At 45.0% G+C, this 14,091-nt stretch carries 17 protein-coding genes and 1 pseudogene; 11 read left to right on the forward strand and 7 right to left on the reverse strand.

The genetic code is table 11. The annotated features are described in order from the left end of the window. Window positions 1-14 precede the first annotated feature (14 nt). From AC0XWG_RS23700 to AC0XWG_RS23725, 6 genes are all read left to right on the forward strand, one after another. Window positions 15-1,019: an IS110-like element IS5075 family transposase gene (locus tag AC0XWG_RS23700; RefSeq protein WP_000427614.1), complete on the forward strand. Its 1,005-nt coding sequence runs from the start codon at window positions 15-17 to the stop codon at window positions 1,017-1,019. A 459-nt stretch (window positions 1,020-1,478) separates the two neighbouring features. Continuing rightward, window positions 1,479-1,799 (forward strand): DUF134 domain-containing protein, encoded by a 321-nt coding sequence (locus tag AC0XWG_RS23705; protein ID WP_001137910.1) that lies wholly within the window; start codon window positions 1,479-1,481, stop codon window positions 1,797-1,799. After that, on the forward strand, window positions 1,774-2,235 hold the full coding sequence (locus AC0XWG_RS23710; RefSeq protein ID WP_000626969.1) for a NifB/NifX family molybdenum-iron cluster-binding protein: 462 nt from the start codon (window positions 1,774-1,776) through the stop codon (window positions 2,233-2,235). The genes AC0XWG_RS23705 and AC0XWG_RS23710 overlap by 26 nt, the downstream gene beginning before the upstream one ends. A gap of 247 nt (window positions 2,236-2,482) precedes the next feature. After that, window positions 2,483-2,833: a PaaI family thioesterase gene (locus AC0XWG_RS23715; protein WP_023135766.1), complete on the forward strand. Its 351-nt coding sequence runs from the start codon at window positions 2,483-2,485 to the stop codon at window positions 2,831-2,833. 286 nt (window positions 2,834-3,119) lie between these two features. Then, window positions 3,120-4,340: an ISL3-like element ISKox3 family transposase gene (locus AC0XWG_RS23720; protein ID WP_000343760.1), complete on the forward strand. Its 1,221-nt coding sequence runs from the start codon at window positions 3,120-3,122 to the stop codon at window positions 4,338-4,340. Between the two features lie 30 nt (window positions 4,341-4,370). After that, window positions 4,371-4,748 carry a Dps family protein gene (locus AC0XWG_RS23725; RefSeq protein ID WP_475681138.1) on the forward strand — a complete coding sequence of 126 codons (378 nt, stop codon included), beginning with the start codon at window positions 4,371-4,373 and terminating at the stop codon, window positions 4,746-4,748. A 291-nt stretch (window positions 4,749-5,039) separates the two neighbouring features. Here the strand turns inward: AC0XWG_RS23725 and AC0XWG_RS23730 are convergent, their stop codons facing one another. Further along, the gene (locus AC0XWG_RS23730) at window positions 5,040-5,390 is read right to left on the reverse strand and encodes an ArsR/SmtB family transcription factor (RefSeq protein ID WP_040115257.1); all 351 of its coding nucleotides are present in this window, start codon (window positions 5,388-5,390) and stop codon (window positions 5,040-5,042) included. 160 nt (window positions 5,391-5,550) lie between these two features. On the opposite strand from AC0XWG_RS23730, the gene AC0XWG_RS23735 reads away from it, so the two are divergent. Both AC0XWG_RS23735 and AC0XWG_RS23740 read left to right on the forward strand, forming a co-directional pair. Continuing rightward, window positions 5,551-7,209: an FAD-dependent oxidoreductase gene (locus AC0XWG_RS23735; RefSeq protein WP_040115255.1), complete on the forward strand. Its 1,659-nt coding sequence runs from the start codon at window positions 5,551-5,553 to the stop codon at window positions 7,207-7,209. Window positions 7,210-7,454: 245 nt separating this feature from the next. Then, entirely contained in the window at window positions 7,455-7,919 is a 465-nt protein-coding gene (locus tag AC0XWG_RS23740) for a methyltransferase family protein (protein WP_001243598.1), read from the forward strand. A gap of 289 nt (window positions 7,920-8,208) precedes the next feature. Here the strand turns inward: AC0XWG_RS23740 and AC0XWG_RS23745 are convergent. The 4 genes and pseudogenes from AC0XWG_RS23745 to AC0XWG_RS23760 all read right to left on the reverse strand — a co-directional run. Continuing rightward, window positions 8,209-8,277, reverse strand: a pseudogene (locus AC0XWG_RS23745) (IS6 family transposase); the annotation flags it as partial. Between the two features lie 101 nt (window positions 8,278-8,378). Beyond that, window positions 8,379-8,783 carry a hypothetical protein gene (locus tag AC0XWG_RS23750; RefSeq protein ID WP_040115252.1) on the reverse strand — a complete coding sequence of 135 codons (405 nt, stop codon included), beginning with the start codon at window positions 8,781-8,783 and terminating at the stop codon, window positions 8,379-8,381. A 61-nt stretch (window positions 8,784-8,844) separates the two neighbouring features. After that, the gene (locus tag AC0XWG_RS23755) at window positions 8,845-9,294 is read right to left on the reverse strand and encodes an H-NS family histone-like protein (RefSeq protein WP_040115250.1); all 450 of its coding nucleotides are present in this window, start codon (window positions 9,292-9,294) and stop codon (window positions 8,845-8,847) included. 11 nt (window positions 9,295-9,305) lie between these two features. After that, window positions 9,306-9,839 (reverse strand): topoisomerase C-terminal repeat-containing protein, encoded by a 534-nt coding sequence (locus AC0XWG_RS23760; RefSeq protein WP_247831445.1) that lies wholly within the window; start codon window positions 9,837-9,839, stop codon window positions 9,306-9,308. Window positions 9,840-10,184: 345 nt separating this feature from the next. On the opposite strand from AC0XWG_RS23760, the gene AC0XWG_RS23765 reads away from it, so the two are divergent. The 3 genes from AC0XWG_RS23765 to AC0XWG_RS23775 all read left to right on the forward strand — a co-directional run bounded on the left by AC0XWG_RS23765 (window position 10,185) and on the right by AC0XWG_RS23775 (window position 12,477). Then, the gene (locus tag AC0XWG_RS23765; RefSeq protein WP_045284274.1) at window positions 10,185-11,393 is read left to right on the forward strand and encodes a TRAFs-binding domain-containing protein; all 1,209 of its coding nucleotides are present in this window, start codon (window positions 10,185-10,187) and stop codon (window positions 11,391-11,393) included. Between the two features lie 4 nt (window positions 11,394-11,397). Continuing rightward, window positions 11,398-11,796 carry a TIR domain-containing protein gene (locus AC0XWG_RS23770; protein WP_043495620.1) on the forward strand — a complete coding sequence of 133 codons (399 nt, stop codon included), beginning with the start codon at window positions 11,398-11,400 and terminating at the stop codon, window positions 11,794-11,796. A gap of 276 nt (window positions 11,797-12,072) precedes the next feature. Further along, window positions 12,073-12,477, forward strand: a complete 405-nt coding sequence (locus AC0XWG_RS23775; RefSeq protein ID WP_043495618.1) for a TIR domain-containing protein — start codon at window positions 12,073-12,075, stop codon at window positions 12,475-12,477. Between the two features lie 40 nt (window positions 12,478-12,517). Here the strand turns inward: AC0XWG_RS23775 and AC0XWG_RS23780 are convergent, their stop codons facing one another. Both AC0XWG_RS23780 and AC0XWG_RS23785 read right to left on the reverse strand, forming a co-directional pair. Further along, complete coding sequence (locus AC0XWG_RS23780; protein ID WP_040115243.1) at window positions 12,518-13,381, reverse strand: DUF4231 domain-containing protein; 864 nt, start codon at window positions 13,379-13,381, stop codon at window positions 12,518-12,520. A gap of 16 nt (window positions 13,382-13,397) precedes the next feature. Then, window positions 13,398-13,955, reverse strand: coding sequence for a recombinase family protein (locus AC0XWG_RS23785; protein ID WP_040115241.1), 558 nt, complete (start codon window positions 13,953-13,955; stop codon window positions 13,398-13,400). Window positions 13,956-14,091: the final 136 nt, after the last annotated feature.

Below are 14,091 nucleotides of genomic sequence, written 5' to 3' on the forward strand. Positions count from 1 at the left end.
TTCGGAGAACCATCATGGAAAACATTGCGCTTATTGGTATCGATCTGGGTAAGAACTCTTTCCATATTCATTGTCAGGATCATCGTGGGAAGGCCGTTTACCGTAAAAAATTCACCCGACCAAAGCTAATCGAATTTCTGGCGACATGCCCGGCAACAACCATCGCGATGGAAGCCTGTGGCGGTTCTCACTTTATGGCACGCAAGCTGGCAGAGTTAGGGCATTTTCCAAAGCTGATATCACCGCAATTTGTCCGCCCATTCGTTAAAAGCAACAAAAATGACTTCGTTGATGCTGAAGCTATCTGTGAAGCAGCATCACGTCCATCTATGCGTTTCGTGCAGCCCAGAACCGAATCTCAGCAGGCAATGCGAGCTCTGCATCGTGTCCGTGAATCCCTGGTTCAGGATAAGGTGAAAACAACTAATCAGATGCATGCTTTTCTGCTGGAATTTGGTATCAGCGTTCCGCGAGGTGCTGCCGTTATTAGTCGACTGAGTACCCTTCTTGAGGACAGTAGTTTGCCTCTTTATCTCAGCCAGTTACTGCTGAAATTACAACAGCATTATCACTATCTTGTTGAGCAGATTAAAGATCTGGAATCTCAGTTGAAACGAAAGTTGGACGAAGATGAGGTTGGACAGCGCTTGCTGAGTATTCCCTGCGTTGGAACGCTGACTGCCAGTACTATTTCAACTGAGATTGGCGACGGGAAGCAGTACGCCAGCAGCCGTGACTTTGCGGCGGCAACAGGGCTGGTACCCCGACAGTACAGCACGGGAGGTCGGACGACATTGTTAGGGATTAGCAAGCGGGGCAACAAAAAGATCCGAACTTTGTTGGTTCAGTGTGCCAGGGTATTCATACAAAAACTGGAACACCAGTCTGGCAAGTTGGCCGACTGGGTCAGGGAGTTGTTGTGTCGGAAAAGCAACTTTGTCGTCACCTGTGCTCTGGCAAACAAGCTGGCCAGAATAGCCTGGGCACTGACGGCGCGACAGCAAACTTACGAAGCATAAAGGCAGAAATACACCAGTTTAAACAATCATTCATCTGGTTTTGCGAATACTGATATTGATGATACTAACGGCCCACCGGCCTGTTGAGGAACCTGTAAAACGGAAAGGCTCATTGAAGCCGTATATTTTCTGGAGGTTCATCAGGCGCGGAACTCATCAAGGCGCGGGAATAAAATCCCATTCAGACGCCGGATAGATTCAAGCAAGCCAACTTGTCGTCAAAATCGGTGTTGCAAAAACGGGAGTGACCATAGATTCCGTTTTCTGAGACGACCCCCTTATGGCAGCACTTTAAATTGAGTCTCATACAGTATCTGTTTTCTTTCTCTTCATCTCTCATGACCTGCTGCCCACTTACAGACTCCAGGGTAAAGCAAAAAATTCTCCACCGGTGAGCAGAGTATATTGCATATGCCAGTTTATGAGTGTATATATAGCATATGCCAATAAGGAGCCTTCATGCCAAGACCCAGAATTCCCCGTAACATCTGTGGCCGCCCTGCGGATACCTGTTTTAAGCCCAATGCGCGACCGATGAGCCAGCTTGAACATGTTCATTTAAAAGAAGATGAGTTTGAAGCGTTACGGCTGGTCGATTTACTGGGCATGCAACAGCAGGAAGCGGCTGTTGCAATGGGGGTTTCAAGGCAGACACTGGCCAATGTCCTGAAAGCAGCCCGTTTTAAGGTTGTGGACTGTCTCACTCAGGGCAAGGCCTTAATAATGCACTCTGAAAGGGAAGGAGTTACACAAGATGATCACAGCCATTCCAGTGAATGACGACCGGGTAGCAAATCATTTTACCAAAGCGAGTCACCTTGTCCTGGTGGATGAGCGCGGTGTGGAGCTCAGCCGGACAGAAAATCCCGCGCTGGGCGCAGATTGTTCAGGTAAACGGAAGCTGGTTGACCTGCTGGTTCAACAGCAAGTCAGCCGCGTTGTGGTCCGTAACATCGGGGAACGGATGCTGGGTAAATTACTGGGGCATCAGATCGCGGTGTACCAGACTGACTGTGGTCGTCGTTTGTTCACTGAACTGTGTGATCCGGATACCCGTGTTCTGACTGAACTGAATAAGCCGGAGCAGGGACGCCAGTCCTTTCATCATGAGGCGAAAGGGAAAAAATGCTGTCACTCTGACGGGAACACAGCAGAAAATGCGTGCCAGGGTGGGCGTCAGCATCATCACGGAAACGGGCGCTGTTGCCATTCATGAGTTTATTTCATCACGGGCGGTGATTTTTATCAGACCCGTATTGTGTATAAACCAGGAGCCGGAATGTGTGGAGGAGGCAGTAATGATGCCGGGGGAGCCCCTCAGCTGACTGAATTCCGGATGCCTCCCGTCAGTACAACCGGACGCTGAGCAGAAACAGATGAATTGTTATCTTGATGCCAGAAAGGCCCATACCTGTTGTATGGTCTGTAGTTCCCGCGACAACAACCCTGATACGGTGAACTTAATGTTTTCAGAGCACCCGGATGGCTCTGTATGTGCGGACTACACGGCCAATCACAGGCATCAGGGGTATACGGGTCTTTTACATGGCGGAATGACGAGTACCCTGCTGGATGCAGCAATGACTCATTGTTTGTTCATGCAGGGTGTGCAAGCCCTGACGGCTGAACTGACGGTAAGATTCATTTCACCCGTTTGTACCGGAGACAAACTGATGGTATGTGCCAGACTGCTTGGGCAACGCAGGGGGATTTACCTGCTTGAAGCATGGCTGACAAAAGGACAGCAGACAGTGGCACGTGCCACGGCGAAATTCATTGTTCCGTCGCAGGATATTGCTCTGGCGCATCGCTAGTGTGACAGACGACAGGTGTACCTGGTTATTATAAAAATTTGAGGCGTGTTTTGCTCAGACCGGAAAGAATAATCGCATATCGTATATTCCACTGAAACCGTGTAAGAGGTAGTTATGAGTAAACAAATCATTGATATTGGTATTGCTGAATCATCCCGGGTGGAGATTGCAGACGGTCTGTCCCGGCTTCTTGCTGACACCTATACCCTGTATATAAAAGGGTCTTCCCTTGTTGTGGTGGCTGAAGGCATGATAATGGTGTATTTAATCGCCAGAGGTCACCGCCATGGACGAAAAGTCCCTCTACGCTCATATTCTCAACCTGTCCGATCCGTGGCAGGTAAAGTCCCTTTCTCTCGATGAAAATGCCGGTTCTGTTACTGTCACTATTGAGATCGCTGAAAACACCCGGCTAGCCTGTCCGACCTGCGGTAAATCCTGTTCTGTTCACGATCACCGTCATCGTAAATGGCGCCATCTTGATACCTGCCAGTTCACCACTATTGTTGAAGCCGATGTTCCACGAATTATGTGTCCGGAGCATGGCTGCCTGACGTTGCCTGTTCCGTGGGCTGGCCCCGGAAGCCGGTATACGTTGCTATTCGAATCGTTCGTTCTCTCATGGCTGAAAATCAGCACCGTTGATGCTGTCAGGAAGCAACTTAAGCTCAGTTGGAATGCGGTTGACGGCATTATGACCCGGGCAGTTAAGCGAGGTCTTGCCCGGATAAAAAAGCCATTATCCGCCCGTCATATGAATGTGGATGAGGTCGCCTTTAAAAAAGGACATCGTTACATAACGGTGATCTCCGATCGCGATGGTCGGGCGCTGGCCTTAACGGATGATCGCGGCACAGAGAGTCTTGCCGGCTATCTTCGCACGCTCACTGATGGGCAGTTGCTGGCTATCAAAACGCTCTCAATGGACATGAACGCGGGCTATATAAGAGCAGCGCGTATCCACTTACCCAGTGCGGTTGAGAAAATCGCCTTTGACCGCTTCCATGTGGCGAAGCAACTGGGCGAGGTAGTTGATAAAACCCGTCAGAATGAACATCCGCACCTCCCTGTTGAAAGCCGACACCAGGCAAAAGGAACCCGCTTCCTGTGGCAGTACAGCGATAAGTGGATGACCGAATCCCGGCAGGAAAAGCTGATGTGGCTGCGTGCACAGATGAAGCTGACGAGCCAGTGCTGGGCGCTGAAAGAGCTGGCAAAGGATATCTGGAACAGGCCATGGAGCGAGGAAAGACGGAGTGACTGGCAGAGATGGTTGGCGCTGGCGGCTAACAGTGACGTTCCCATGATGAAAAATGCCGCGAAAACGATAGGAAAAAGGCTGTACGGGATCCTGAATGCGATGCGACACAGTGTCTCAAACGGAAATGCGGAGGCACTTAACAGCAAGATCAGGCTGCTGAGGATAAAAGCCAGGGGATACCGAAACCGGGAGCGCTTTAAACTGGGGGTGATGTTCCACTACGGAAAGCTGAATATGGCGTTCTGAGCCTTCCCACCATGATCGGGGAAGACCCATATAAAAACACATTACTATCACTGGAATGTAACTGGCCCCATGTTTAATAGCTTACATTTAATGTTTGAAAATCAATACAATGAGTTGGCCACCGCCGTTGATGATATTGCTGAACGTATACGCTCGCTCGGATGTTTCGCGCCCGGCACATATCATGAATTTTCACGTTTAACTGCGGTTAATGAAGACAAGGATATTCCGGCAGCAAAAAACATGATTGAAAATCTTGTCCAGGGCCAGGAGACCGTGGTTAAAACCGCACGCTCTTTATTCCCGATCGTTAATAGTGGGAATGATGAAGCCACTGCGGATCTGCTTACACAACGTATCCAGTTGCATGAGAAAACCGCCTGGATGTTGCGTAGCCTGCTTGAATGATGTCACCCGGTAGCAGCAGAGATAAACAGTTTGTCAGCCACAGGCCATTTCTGACGCAGCAGTATCACTGCGTGCCTGTGGCTCTTTTATCTGACCGGAATAGTATAAAAACCGATAAATCAACCAGTAAACCTGTGAGCGGGCAAGTGATTAAACAGTCCGGAAAGGGATTGCCGGCGGGTATATCCGAATCACTGTCGTTTTCCCGTTACAGTTTCGTCCAGGCACTTCATAGCCTCAACAAGTTTATGATCCACTGATAAAACGGTTTGCAGAGAAAGCAGAATCATATTATTCGTTGTTATGGTTTCCTTTACCTGTCCCGGCCTGCGGACAGTAAAGAGTATATAAGGTATTTAACAACGTCATGATCCGGTTATCCCCGATACGGTAATATACCATTTTACCAGCCCGTCGGGTCTCAACCAGCTTCAGGCGGCGCATGACGCCAAGCTGCTGAGACAACGTCGGCTGAGTAATCCCGACCGCCGCTTCGAGTTCGGACACATTCGCTTCTCCCTGGCTTAACTGGCACATCAACAGCAACCGGTCGCTGTTGGCTAGTCCCCGTAAAACATCCGCTGCCCTCAGGGCCGCATTTTTCATATCAGTCTGACGTTTTGTGTCTTCATTCATTTGCATTGATGATTTCTCATATTATGTGTTTTTATATAATATATTTTAGTATAATGATAGTGGCATAATTTTGCCACCGTGTTCGCCAGGTCTGCAGCGTCCAGCTGACCCGGGTAACTAATTATATCTGGCAGGCATTTTGCCCCGAGTGAACAGAGAGGATGTAATGAAAATAGTGATAGTTGGTGGTGTTGCCGGTGGCGCATCCGCTGCAGCCAGGGCTCGCCGGTTGTCAGAGGATGTCAGTATTGTTGTGTTTGAACGGGGAAGCGATGTCTCTTTCGCCAACTGTGGATTGCCTTATCATATAGGCGGAAATATTCCCTTACGGCAGTCACTTATTCTTAAGACTCCGGAGGATTTTAAATCCCGCTTTAACATAGACGTCCGTACCTGCCATGAAGTGACGTCAGTGGATCCGGTTAATAAAACTGTAACAGTTAATAATTTGATCTCAGGCGAGATCCATACCGAAGTATGGGATCGTCTGCTCCTCAGTACCGGAGCCGCGCCGGTTGTCCCTCCTTTGCCCGGGCTACAGCAAGAGGGAGTCTTTACGCTCCGAAATCTTACTGACATGGATGCTATCCTGGCGTGGATTGAGCAACATAACGTCGCTCACACCACGCTTGTCGGGGGGGGGTTCATCGGACTTGAAGTGATGGAGGCTCTGAGCGAACGGGGGATCCGTGTCACTCTGCTGGAGATGGGGGAACAGGTTATGGCTCCGGTTGATCCTGAAATGGCATCAGTCCTGCATCAGGAAATCCGGAATCATGGCGTGGATCTGCGTCTCAGAACGGCACTCACCGAGGTACTGCGGACAGAAACGGGATTCCGCGTTGCACTGTCTGACGGTGGCTTTGTGCAGACCGACATGGTTATTCTCGCCATCGGGGTAAAACCTGAGAACAGCCTTGCCACATTAGCCGGGCTCGAAGTGGGTAAACGTGGAGGCATATGTGTCAATGCTTGTATGCAGACCAGTATCCCTGACATCTACGCCGTGGGGGATGCAGTTGAAACACCTGACCTTGTTTTTCAGGAACCCGCTAATATTCCTCTGGCTGGGCCCGCCAACCGCCAGGGACGCATTGCTGCTGATAACATGCTTGATCACCACAGCCTTTACCATGGCAGTCAGGGGACATCCATTTGTAAGGTATTTTCGCTGAGTATTGGCAGCGTCGGTGCGAATGAAAAGCAACTGAAAGCCCACGGCACCCGATACGAGAAGGTTTACGTCCATGCTGCTGATCATGCCGGTTACTACCCGGGGGCAACGATGATCAGTCTTAAACTGCTGTTCAGCCCCGATACTGGCAAAATTCTCGGGGCCCAGGCGTCAGGGAAAAAAGGGGTTGATAAACGCATCGATGTCCTGGCTGTCGCACAGCGTGCGGGACTTACCGTCAACGATCTTGAGCATCTGGAGCTGACTTATGCTCCTCCTTTTAACAGTGCAAGGGACGTTGTTAACCAGGCTGGAATGGTGGCGGCAAATGTCATCAAGGGAGATACGGTCATCTGTCATGTCCGCGATGTGTTACAACGGGTACCGGGCAGTTATTGTTTACTTGATATTCGCTCTCCTGCAGAACTGAAACAATTTGGCGAATATCCTGACGCGCTATCCATTCCACTGGATTCCCTGCGGGAGAATCTTGAAAAAGTGCCTAAAGATAAAGAGATTTTTATAGGGTGCCAGAGTGGCCTGCGCGGGCATGTGGCATACCGTATTCTTCAGGCCCACGGCTTCAGGACATATAATCTGAGTGGTGGCTTTATAACCTGGCAGGCGGTAACGGAGTCAATAAGTAAATAAGAGATGAGGTGCCATACACATGGCACCCTGAATCGCCACAGGTTTAACAGTGAAGTGGTCTGCTGAATTTGTTCACCTGAACAGAGGTGTGGACTGACCCCGCACCGTTATAAGGACAGTTATGAAAAAAATAACTTTTCAGATCAGGCATATAATGTCAGATTCATGGTCACTATAGGAATGGCAAGGACTGGATTTTCATTTTGCAGCCATCAGGCTGCTTAGTTCAGAGATAGGTCTGTGTAATGCGTAACTTCGTGACTCGATTGAGAGTATGGTTTCCGCCCCCACTCATCTTATTGCTGTTTTTCGTCACTGATGTGTTGACTGCAATCCCGCGTTTTACCTTCGACATCGTGAATATAGTGCTAAGCGTGTTGCTGACCGGTGTTTGTATTACCATGATACTGCACACCGCTTGGCAGATGAGCACGAACGGCACGACGCTTAATCCGCTTCATCCGGATAGAACCACCAAGCTGGTAACTGTCGGTTGTTACGCATGGAGTCGAAACCCTATTTACCTTGGAATGAGCGGGCTCCAGTTATCCGTTGCTCTCTGCTTTGGCAGCCTGGTGGGGATACTTGCTGTACCGTTGTTTATGTTTGTAGTAGCCAGATTACATATCCATGTTGAAGAGGTACAGCTTCGAAAACGTTTCGGGTTGGAATGGGAACGCTATACCCAACGGGTTCGTCGCTGGTTATAGCAACCCCGTGGTGTTGCAGGAGACAAATAAGGGGTCAGTTTGGAGATCGGAAATTTTTGTACGTTAAGCACATTATTTAACCAATTAGGATACGTAAGTGATTGATTTATCGTCAGTGGCTATCGCTTTTAGGTTGTCGCTCTTGCTGTATCGCATTTAGGTTATCCGATTAAGACAAAATCCCCTGAAAACGCTGTATAGCGCGGGAGTACACCCTATTGCTACAGGTAAGCCTGTTCAAAAAACAGGCTTACCGTACAATAATTCTCTATATCCAAACTGACCCCTATTTGCAGTACCAGCGTACGGCCCACAGAATGATGTCACGCTGAAAATGCCGGCCTTTGAATGGGTTCATGTGCAGCTCCATCAGCAAAAGGGGATGATAAGTTTATCACCACCGACTATTTGCAACAGTGCCCGTGAGCGCCTCAGATTTCACGTAGCGTTACCTGTTTATCAGGCACTACCCCATGATCCATGCTTCAGGCACTGCTGATAAAAAAGACTAAGCAACTCTTGTTCTGTAGGGGGGTCGCCAGCAAGACCAACTTTTGCCGGAAGAAAGGCGTTATTTTTCTGACCTGCGAGCGAGCGGAGTTCATTAGATTTTCTAAGAACGTCATCAAGAGCCCTGGATAGCTCAAGCCCATTACTGGCAGGTATGCTAGTAAATACGGCCATGCCTCCCTTGATCTCCCGAACCGCGCCTTTCTTTGTTGCTACACAAACAATAAAGAGGTTTATTTCTGGCTGTTCCCATGCTTGTTTTACAAAATCATCCGGGTAGTTCACTTCATAATGCGTTATCTGGCTAAGATCGCTTCCTGTTTTAAAGTACATAAGTGGCAAGGTAAGGCTCATAACTCCTCCTGTATCATAAATCAAAAAGCCCCAAGCTTAAGCGTGGGGCTTTAAAAGATTATTATGCTTGTTCTGTGCCGGATTGGTCTTTCTCGATGAGAAAATCCTCAAGCTTCTGACCAGCTTTAAGGGCTGCATCAATTGGTTTAGGCGCACGACCGCGACCAGACCAATATTTCACTACGCCATTTTCTTCAAACTGATATTTTGGCGGTGCTTTCGGAAGTTTGTTTTTTTGTTTTTTCGGTGCCCCTTCGCTTAATCCTAGCAGTTCTTCAGCGGAGAAACCTTCACCTGCGATCAACTGAAGCAATTCTAGACGCTTTCTTTCACGTTCTTCTCGCTCTTTGGCTTCCTGCTCAGCTTCTTCACGGCGCTCTTCAATAACCGCATTAAGCTTTTCCTGCATTTCAAGAAGTTGTTCAAAGTGAGTATCACGCGCAAAAACACGTACCGATCGGATATTCAAAAGCAGTTTTCGCACTAATTCAAAGTTATCATTGTCACTCATAGTTAATACCCTTACTTTTTAGCAAACTCGAAACCAATTTTTCCAGTGTTTTTATCCTGTAAAACTAAGGTAGCGTCAAATTTTTTTCCGGTTTTAGTGCTAGTAAACCCTTTGAGCGAACCTGTTTTACCCTTTTTGATCAACGTTTCTGCCTGAGCGTTGGTTATTTTTTTACCAGCAATTTCCGACCAAAGCTTGAAACCACACCCAGTACAGAAGAATCCTTTAGGGCGTACAAGTATTTCTTTATTGCAGGAAGGGCAGGGTACATTCAGACGGTCAATCGCGCCTTCAGTTGTTTTCTTCTCAGTCGCTGGTTTCCCATCGCTATCAGGAAATGATGTTTTACATACAGGATAGGAAGAACAGCCCCAGAAGAAGCCATTTTGCCCCTTGCGCTTACGCAGGAAACCGTTGTTACAGACCGGGCATGGAGTAGCATTTGAAGAAATAGAAATCCCGTTCCTGTCCAGCTCGTCGATTAATCCCTGCACATACTCATCATTTGATTTAGGGGTTTGAGGTCCAATGATGTAAAAAACCACGATAAGAAGATAACCTGCTGTTTTTATTTAAAAAAAGCAGAAACCTTTCTGTTGTTAATGTTTTTTAATTTTTCCCCTTGAAAAATAAAGGATTGCCCCACTATCATGGTCGAATAAATAACTAATTTGTGCGGATTTAGGAGGCCGCTTGGAAAAGGGAAAAGATCCTACGCCAAGGCTTTTTTAGCAGAAAGGTGTCAGTAACTACCTGAATTAACCCTGCTACGCCGTTTTTGCGTAAGAAACCGAACGTTTTCATACCGTTGGCCTTCAAACCACTATGGAAAAAATAAAAGGGTGATGTGATTGAGTAAAAAAAAATTAAGTTTGTTGTGCTTTGTGGTTATGGGTTTCGGGAAAAAAACTGATTTCCGGTCAGGTAAGCTCTTAAACCTAGATGCCACGTACAATGAGATAATAAAACCAGCGGCAGAAGAACTAGGCATCAAGTGTGTCAGGGCTGACGAAATAATGCAGTCTGGGATTATTGATGTGGAAATGTATAAATTGCTACTTTCTGCTGATATTGTTGTTGCAGATATATCAACAAGTAACGCAAATGCTATATATGAACTAGGCGTAAGGCACGCACTAAAAAAAGGAACGACCATCATAATGTCTGAAAAGTCGGCAGTGCTACACTTCGACTTAAATCACATTGCAACCTTACAGTATGAACATCTTGGTGATGATATCGGTTGTTCCGAAGCGAGAAGAATAAAAGGGCAGCTGAAATCATTAATGGAGTCGGCATTAAATGAAACACGTATAGATAGCCCAGTCTATACTTACCTGCCAGATTTAAACACTCCGACACTAACGGCACAAGAAATAAAAGAAATCGTAAAGGATTCAGATGAAGCAGAAAAGGAATGGGGATATATTTTTAATAGCGCAGAAGAAAAGTTGAAGTTTGGGGATTTTTCAAATGCAAAGGAACTCTATCAAAAAGCGCTAGAAATAAGACCTAGAGATGAATACTTAATTCAAAGACTAACACTCTGTACATACAAGGAAAAAATAGAATCAAAAAGCAGAGTGATGAGTTGTATGGATGCAATGGTTATTTTATCAGACTTATCTCCTGAAACCAGTAACGACCCAGAAACAACAGGAATGGCGGGTGCCATAAATAAATACATATGGATGGACACTAAAGATATCACGTTCCTAAACAAAGCAATTTCATTCTATAACCGTGGATATACAATAAAAAAAGATTACTATAACGGTGAAAATTTAGCGCTTTGCTACTTTGAGAAGTCTAAACAGCTAAAGAATACAGAAACTGCAAATGATAAAGACATCGTATTTAATGAGATTCTTGCAGAAAAAACGTTCAAGTCCGTACTTGAAATCACTGAGGGGATCATAGAGTCAACTAACTTCAATGAACGAAGTGATGTAAAATGGGTTTACGCAACAGCAGCAAAGTCAGCATCATATCTAGAGTTAAAAGAAAAAGAGGATTTATACAGTAGTAAGTTTAAATCACTCTGCGACAACTCATGGGATTTTAATACATTTGAAGAAAACAAAATAAAGAAGGATTGATGAAGTGAGTAAAACATACAGCATTTTTATTAGCCATTGTTGGGATTACAATGATTCGTTGATAAATCTAAAGAATTTATTAAACAAGGAAGATGGGCTTGTGGCATCTTATGAAGAAGTAACTGTAGATGCGCCTATAAACTCAGAAGATGAAAAATACATCAAGCGAGTACTGAAGGCGAGAATATCCGCATCAGATGTGTTTATTGTTGTAGCAGGAATGTACACAGCACATAGTGATTGGATGAAATGGGAAATTGAAACAGCAGTTGCTAATAACATACCAGTTATTGGGATTAAACCGCATGGTTCACAACGAACGCCTCAAGTTGTCACAGACAATGCGAAAATTATTGTTGGATGGTATACACCATCAATTATATCAGCCATCAAAGACTGCTAATTAACATAAGGCAAGGGCTTATACCTCTTGCTTTACTTCTGCTTATATTTATAATTTCCCATGGTTTATCTTCTTCCAAGCTACCAACTCGCCTCTTCTTTCCGAGGTTTGAGGTCCAATGATGAAAAAAATACGACAATAAGATAACTTATTGTTTTTACAGCATTAAGTAGAGAAACCTTTTTGTTGTTATTGTTTTCTTTAACTTTTACCCTTGAAAACCAAAGGATTGCCCCCACTATCATGGTCGAATAAATAACTAATTTGTGGGGATTTATGGCAAGAGACCTAAATATTTTTATTAGTCATTCGTGGGGGAGTCACGACGAATTACTAAGATTGCGTAACCTACTAAATTCAAGACCCTATTTTAGGGCCGAGTTTTCAGAAGTTAGCAAAGATGTCCCAATTAATTCAATTAATGCTGATTACATCAAAAGAGTTCTTGGCGAAAAAATTCGTAACAGCAATGTGCTACTTGCCATTGCAGGAATCTATGCAAGTCATAGTACCTGGATGGAGTGGGAAATGGACACAGCTATTAGAAATGGAATTCCTGTTATTGGCGTTATTCCCCACGGAGCTTCGAGAGTTTCTCAGATTGTAGCTAATAGATCTGTCGAACAGGTTAGATGGAGTACAGAAAGCATTGTTGATGCCATTCGTCGACACGCTAGATAATTTTAAAGGGAGCTTTAACGCTCCCTTTATCATATTCAATTTATGCAACTCGTCTTGCTTGCCATTGTGTATGTTCACGTGAGAAAGCGGTTTCAGCATCTCGAATGAAATCTAAAAAATCTTTTTCACCAGAAATATAATACGATTGTTCTTTTACCAGCCCAATTTCATGTGCTGTAAGGGCATATGATGCTGAAAGCTCATTGTATTTCTTAATTTGCACCCAGCCAATCAGAGCAGAAATGATGGTTGTAATCAGTTCTGTTGGTAGCGATGCGGCTTGGACCAGATCTTCGGCAAGGAGTGCCGTCATAGTAAGAGATAGAATATAGAAAATCAGTATAGCTACAGCCCATGCTCTCCCTAATCTTTTGTTGAATACCGATTTTTTTGCATACCATGTTCGTTGTTCTTCAATCCGTTGTTCCACATATAAATCTCTTCTTTGCTCATAATTCATTTCTCTAATGCTTTTTAAACAAATACTAAACGTATCCCCTTCAAGGTTTTTTAGCGTTTCTGTCTTAATAGCATACTTGCTATCTTTAATAATATTCCTTATGTAACCAATATATTGCTTAGCATCATTTATCTCTTCAGAGCCATTAAATGGTTCCGCTTTCATTGCGAATTTCCATGTTGTTGTCTTTATTGATTCGGTAACCGCTCTATATTTGTACCATTTTTGTTCGAAGTTTATAATGTTCCTGACAAGTAATAACATTATTAGCAGAACAAATAACACTAAATTTACACTGTATTTTTCCATGTAAGATAGAGAGCTATTTACAGCGATAAATATCAATAATGCATATTCTGCCCTTATGCCATTTAAGAAATATTTTTGGTTTTTTACTGAACGCTCATTTGTAATTTCATATAAATGAGGGTAATCAATCTTCATGATTTATGTCCATTAGTTATGCAAGGCAAGTGTGTTTTTTTAGTCTAAAATAAGTCGCCCGGGAAATTCCGGTTCTTTCCATGACAAAGCTTACAGACTGGTTCTGATGGATTAATTCCCGTGCAATTTCAGATTTTTTATGTGGTTTACGACCAAATTTAACGCCCGCAGCCATAGCTGCAATTCTGCCATCGTTGGTACGTTCCAGAATACGTTCACGTTCCGCTTCTGCTACAGCGGCCAAAATTTGGATCACCATTTTTCCCATAGTGCCTTCCGTACTTAGCCCATTCTCCAGAAAACGAATGGCAATCCCCTTTTTATAACACGCATCCACAATGTGGATCATGTCTGCGGTATTGCGACCAAGCCGGTCCATCTTTGTACAAATGATGATGTCGTCTTTTTCCGCACGGGCAAGCAGCCGTTGTAAGCCTTCACGTTCGTCCGTAGCTCCTGACATTATATCAGTAAAAATTCTGTCATCTCTGACACCGACAGATTTCAGCTCCGTGATCTGCACAGTTAGCTTCTGATGGCTGGTTGATACTCTTGCATATCCCAGTAATGCCATATTAGTCTCACAAATCGATATTGATACTGAGTAGTATCATAAGGCATAAATCATGATTTTTGATACTCACGTTTAATATCATTTTCAGTAGTCTCACAAATTATAATATCTGAGACTGTCAAAAATAGAGCAGATC

Source organism: Enterobacter sp. DVT3837, from assembly GCF_056238685.1.

What these genes read in the sequence shown, in the direction of transcription:
- AC0XWG_RS23700 (WP_000427614.1), top strand. Translation starts at nt 15, where the DNA reads ATGGAAAACATTGCGCTTATTGGTATCGATCTGGGTAAGAACTCTTTC.
- AC0XWG_RS23730 (WP_040115257.1), bottom strand. Translation starts at nt 5,390, where the DNA reads ATGCAAATGAATGAAGACACAAAACGTCAGACTGATATGAAAAATGCG.
- AC0XWG_RS23785 (WP_040115241.1), bottom strand. Translation starts at nt 13,955, where the DNA reads ATGGCATTACTGGGATATGCAAGAGTATCAACCAGCCATCAGAAGCTA.
- AC0XWG_RS23780 (WP_040115243.1), bottom strand. Translation starts at nt 13,381, where the DNA reads ATGAAGATTGATTACCCTCATTTATATGAAATTACAAATGAGCGTTCA.
- AC0XWG_RS23715 (WP_023135766.1), top strand. Translation starts at nt 2,483, where the DNA reads ATGTTTTCAGAGCACCCGGATGGCTCTGTATGTGCGGACTACACGGCC.
- AC0XWG_RS23755 (WP_040115250.1), bottom strand. Translation starts at nt 9,294, where the DNA reads ATGAGTGACAATGATAACTTTGAATTAGTGCGAAAACTGCTTTTGAAT.
- AC0XWG_RS23710 (WP_000626969.1), top strand. Translation starts at nt 1,774, where the DNA reads ATGATCACAGCCATTCCAGTGAATGACGACCGGGTAGCAAATCATTTT.
- AC0XWG_RS23735 (WP_040115255.1), top strand. Translation starts at nt 5,551, where the DNA reads ATGAAAATAGTGATAGTTGGTGGTGTTGCCGGTGGCGCATCCGCTGCA.
- AC0XWG_RS23765 (WP_045284274.1), top strand. Translation starts at nt 10,185, where the DNA reads ATGGGTTTCGGGAAAAAAACTGATTTCCGGTCAGGTAAGCTCTTAAAC.
- AC0XWG_RS23705 (WP_001137910.1), top strand. Translation starts at nt 1,479, where the DNA reads ATGCCAAGACCCAGAATTCCCCGTAACATCTGTGGCCGCCCTGCGGAT.
- AC0XWG_RS23740 (WP_001243598.1), top strand. Translation starts at nt 7,455, where the DNA reads ATGCGTAACTTCGTGACTCGATTGAGAGTATGGTTTCCGCCCCCACTC.
- AC0XWG_RS23750 (WP_040115252.1), bottom strand. Translation starts at nt 8,783, where the DNA reads ATGAGCCTTACCTTGCCACTTATGTACTTTAAAACAGGAAGCGATCTT.
- AC0XWG_RS23775 (WP_043495618.1), top strand. Translation starts at nt 12,073, where the DNA reads ATGGCAAGAGACCTAAATATTTTTATTAGTCATTCGTGGGGGAGTCAC.
- AC0XWG_RS23720 (WP_000343760.1), top strand. Translation starts at nt 3,120, where the DNA reads ATGGACGAAAAGTCCCTCTACGCTCATATTCTCAACCTGTCCGATCCG.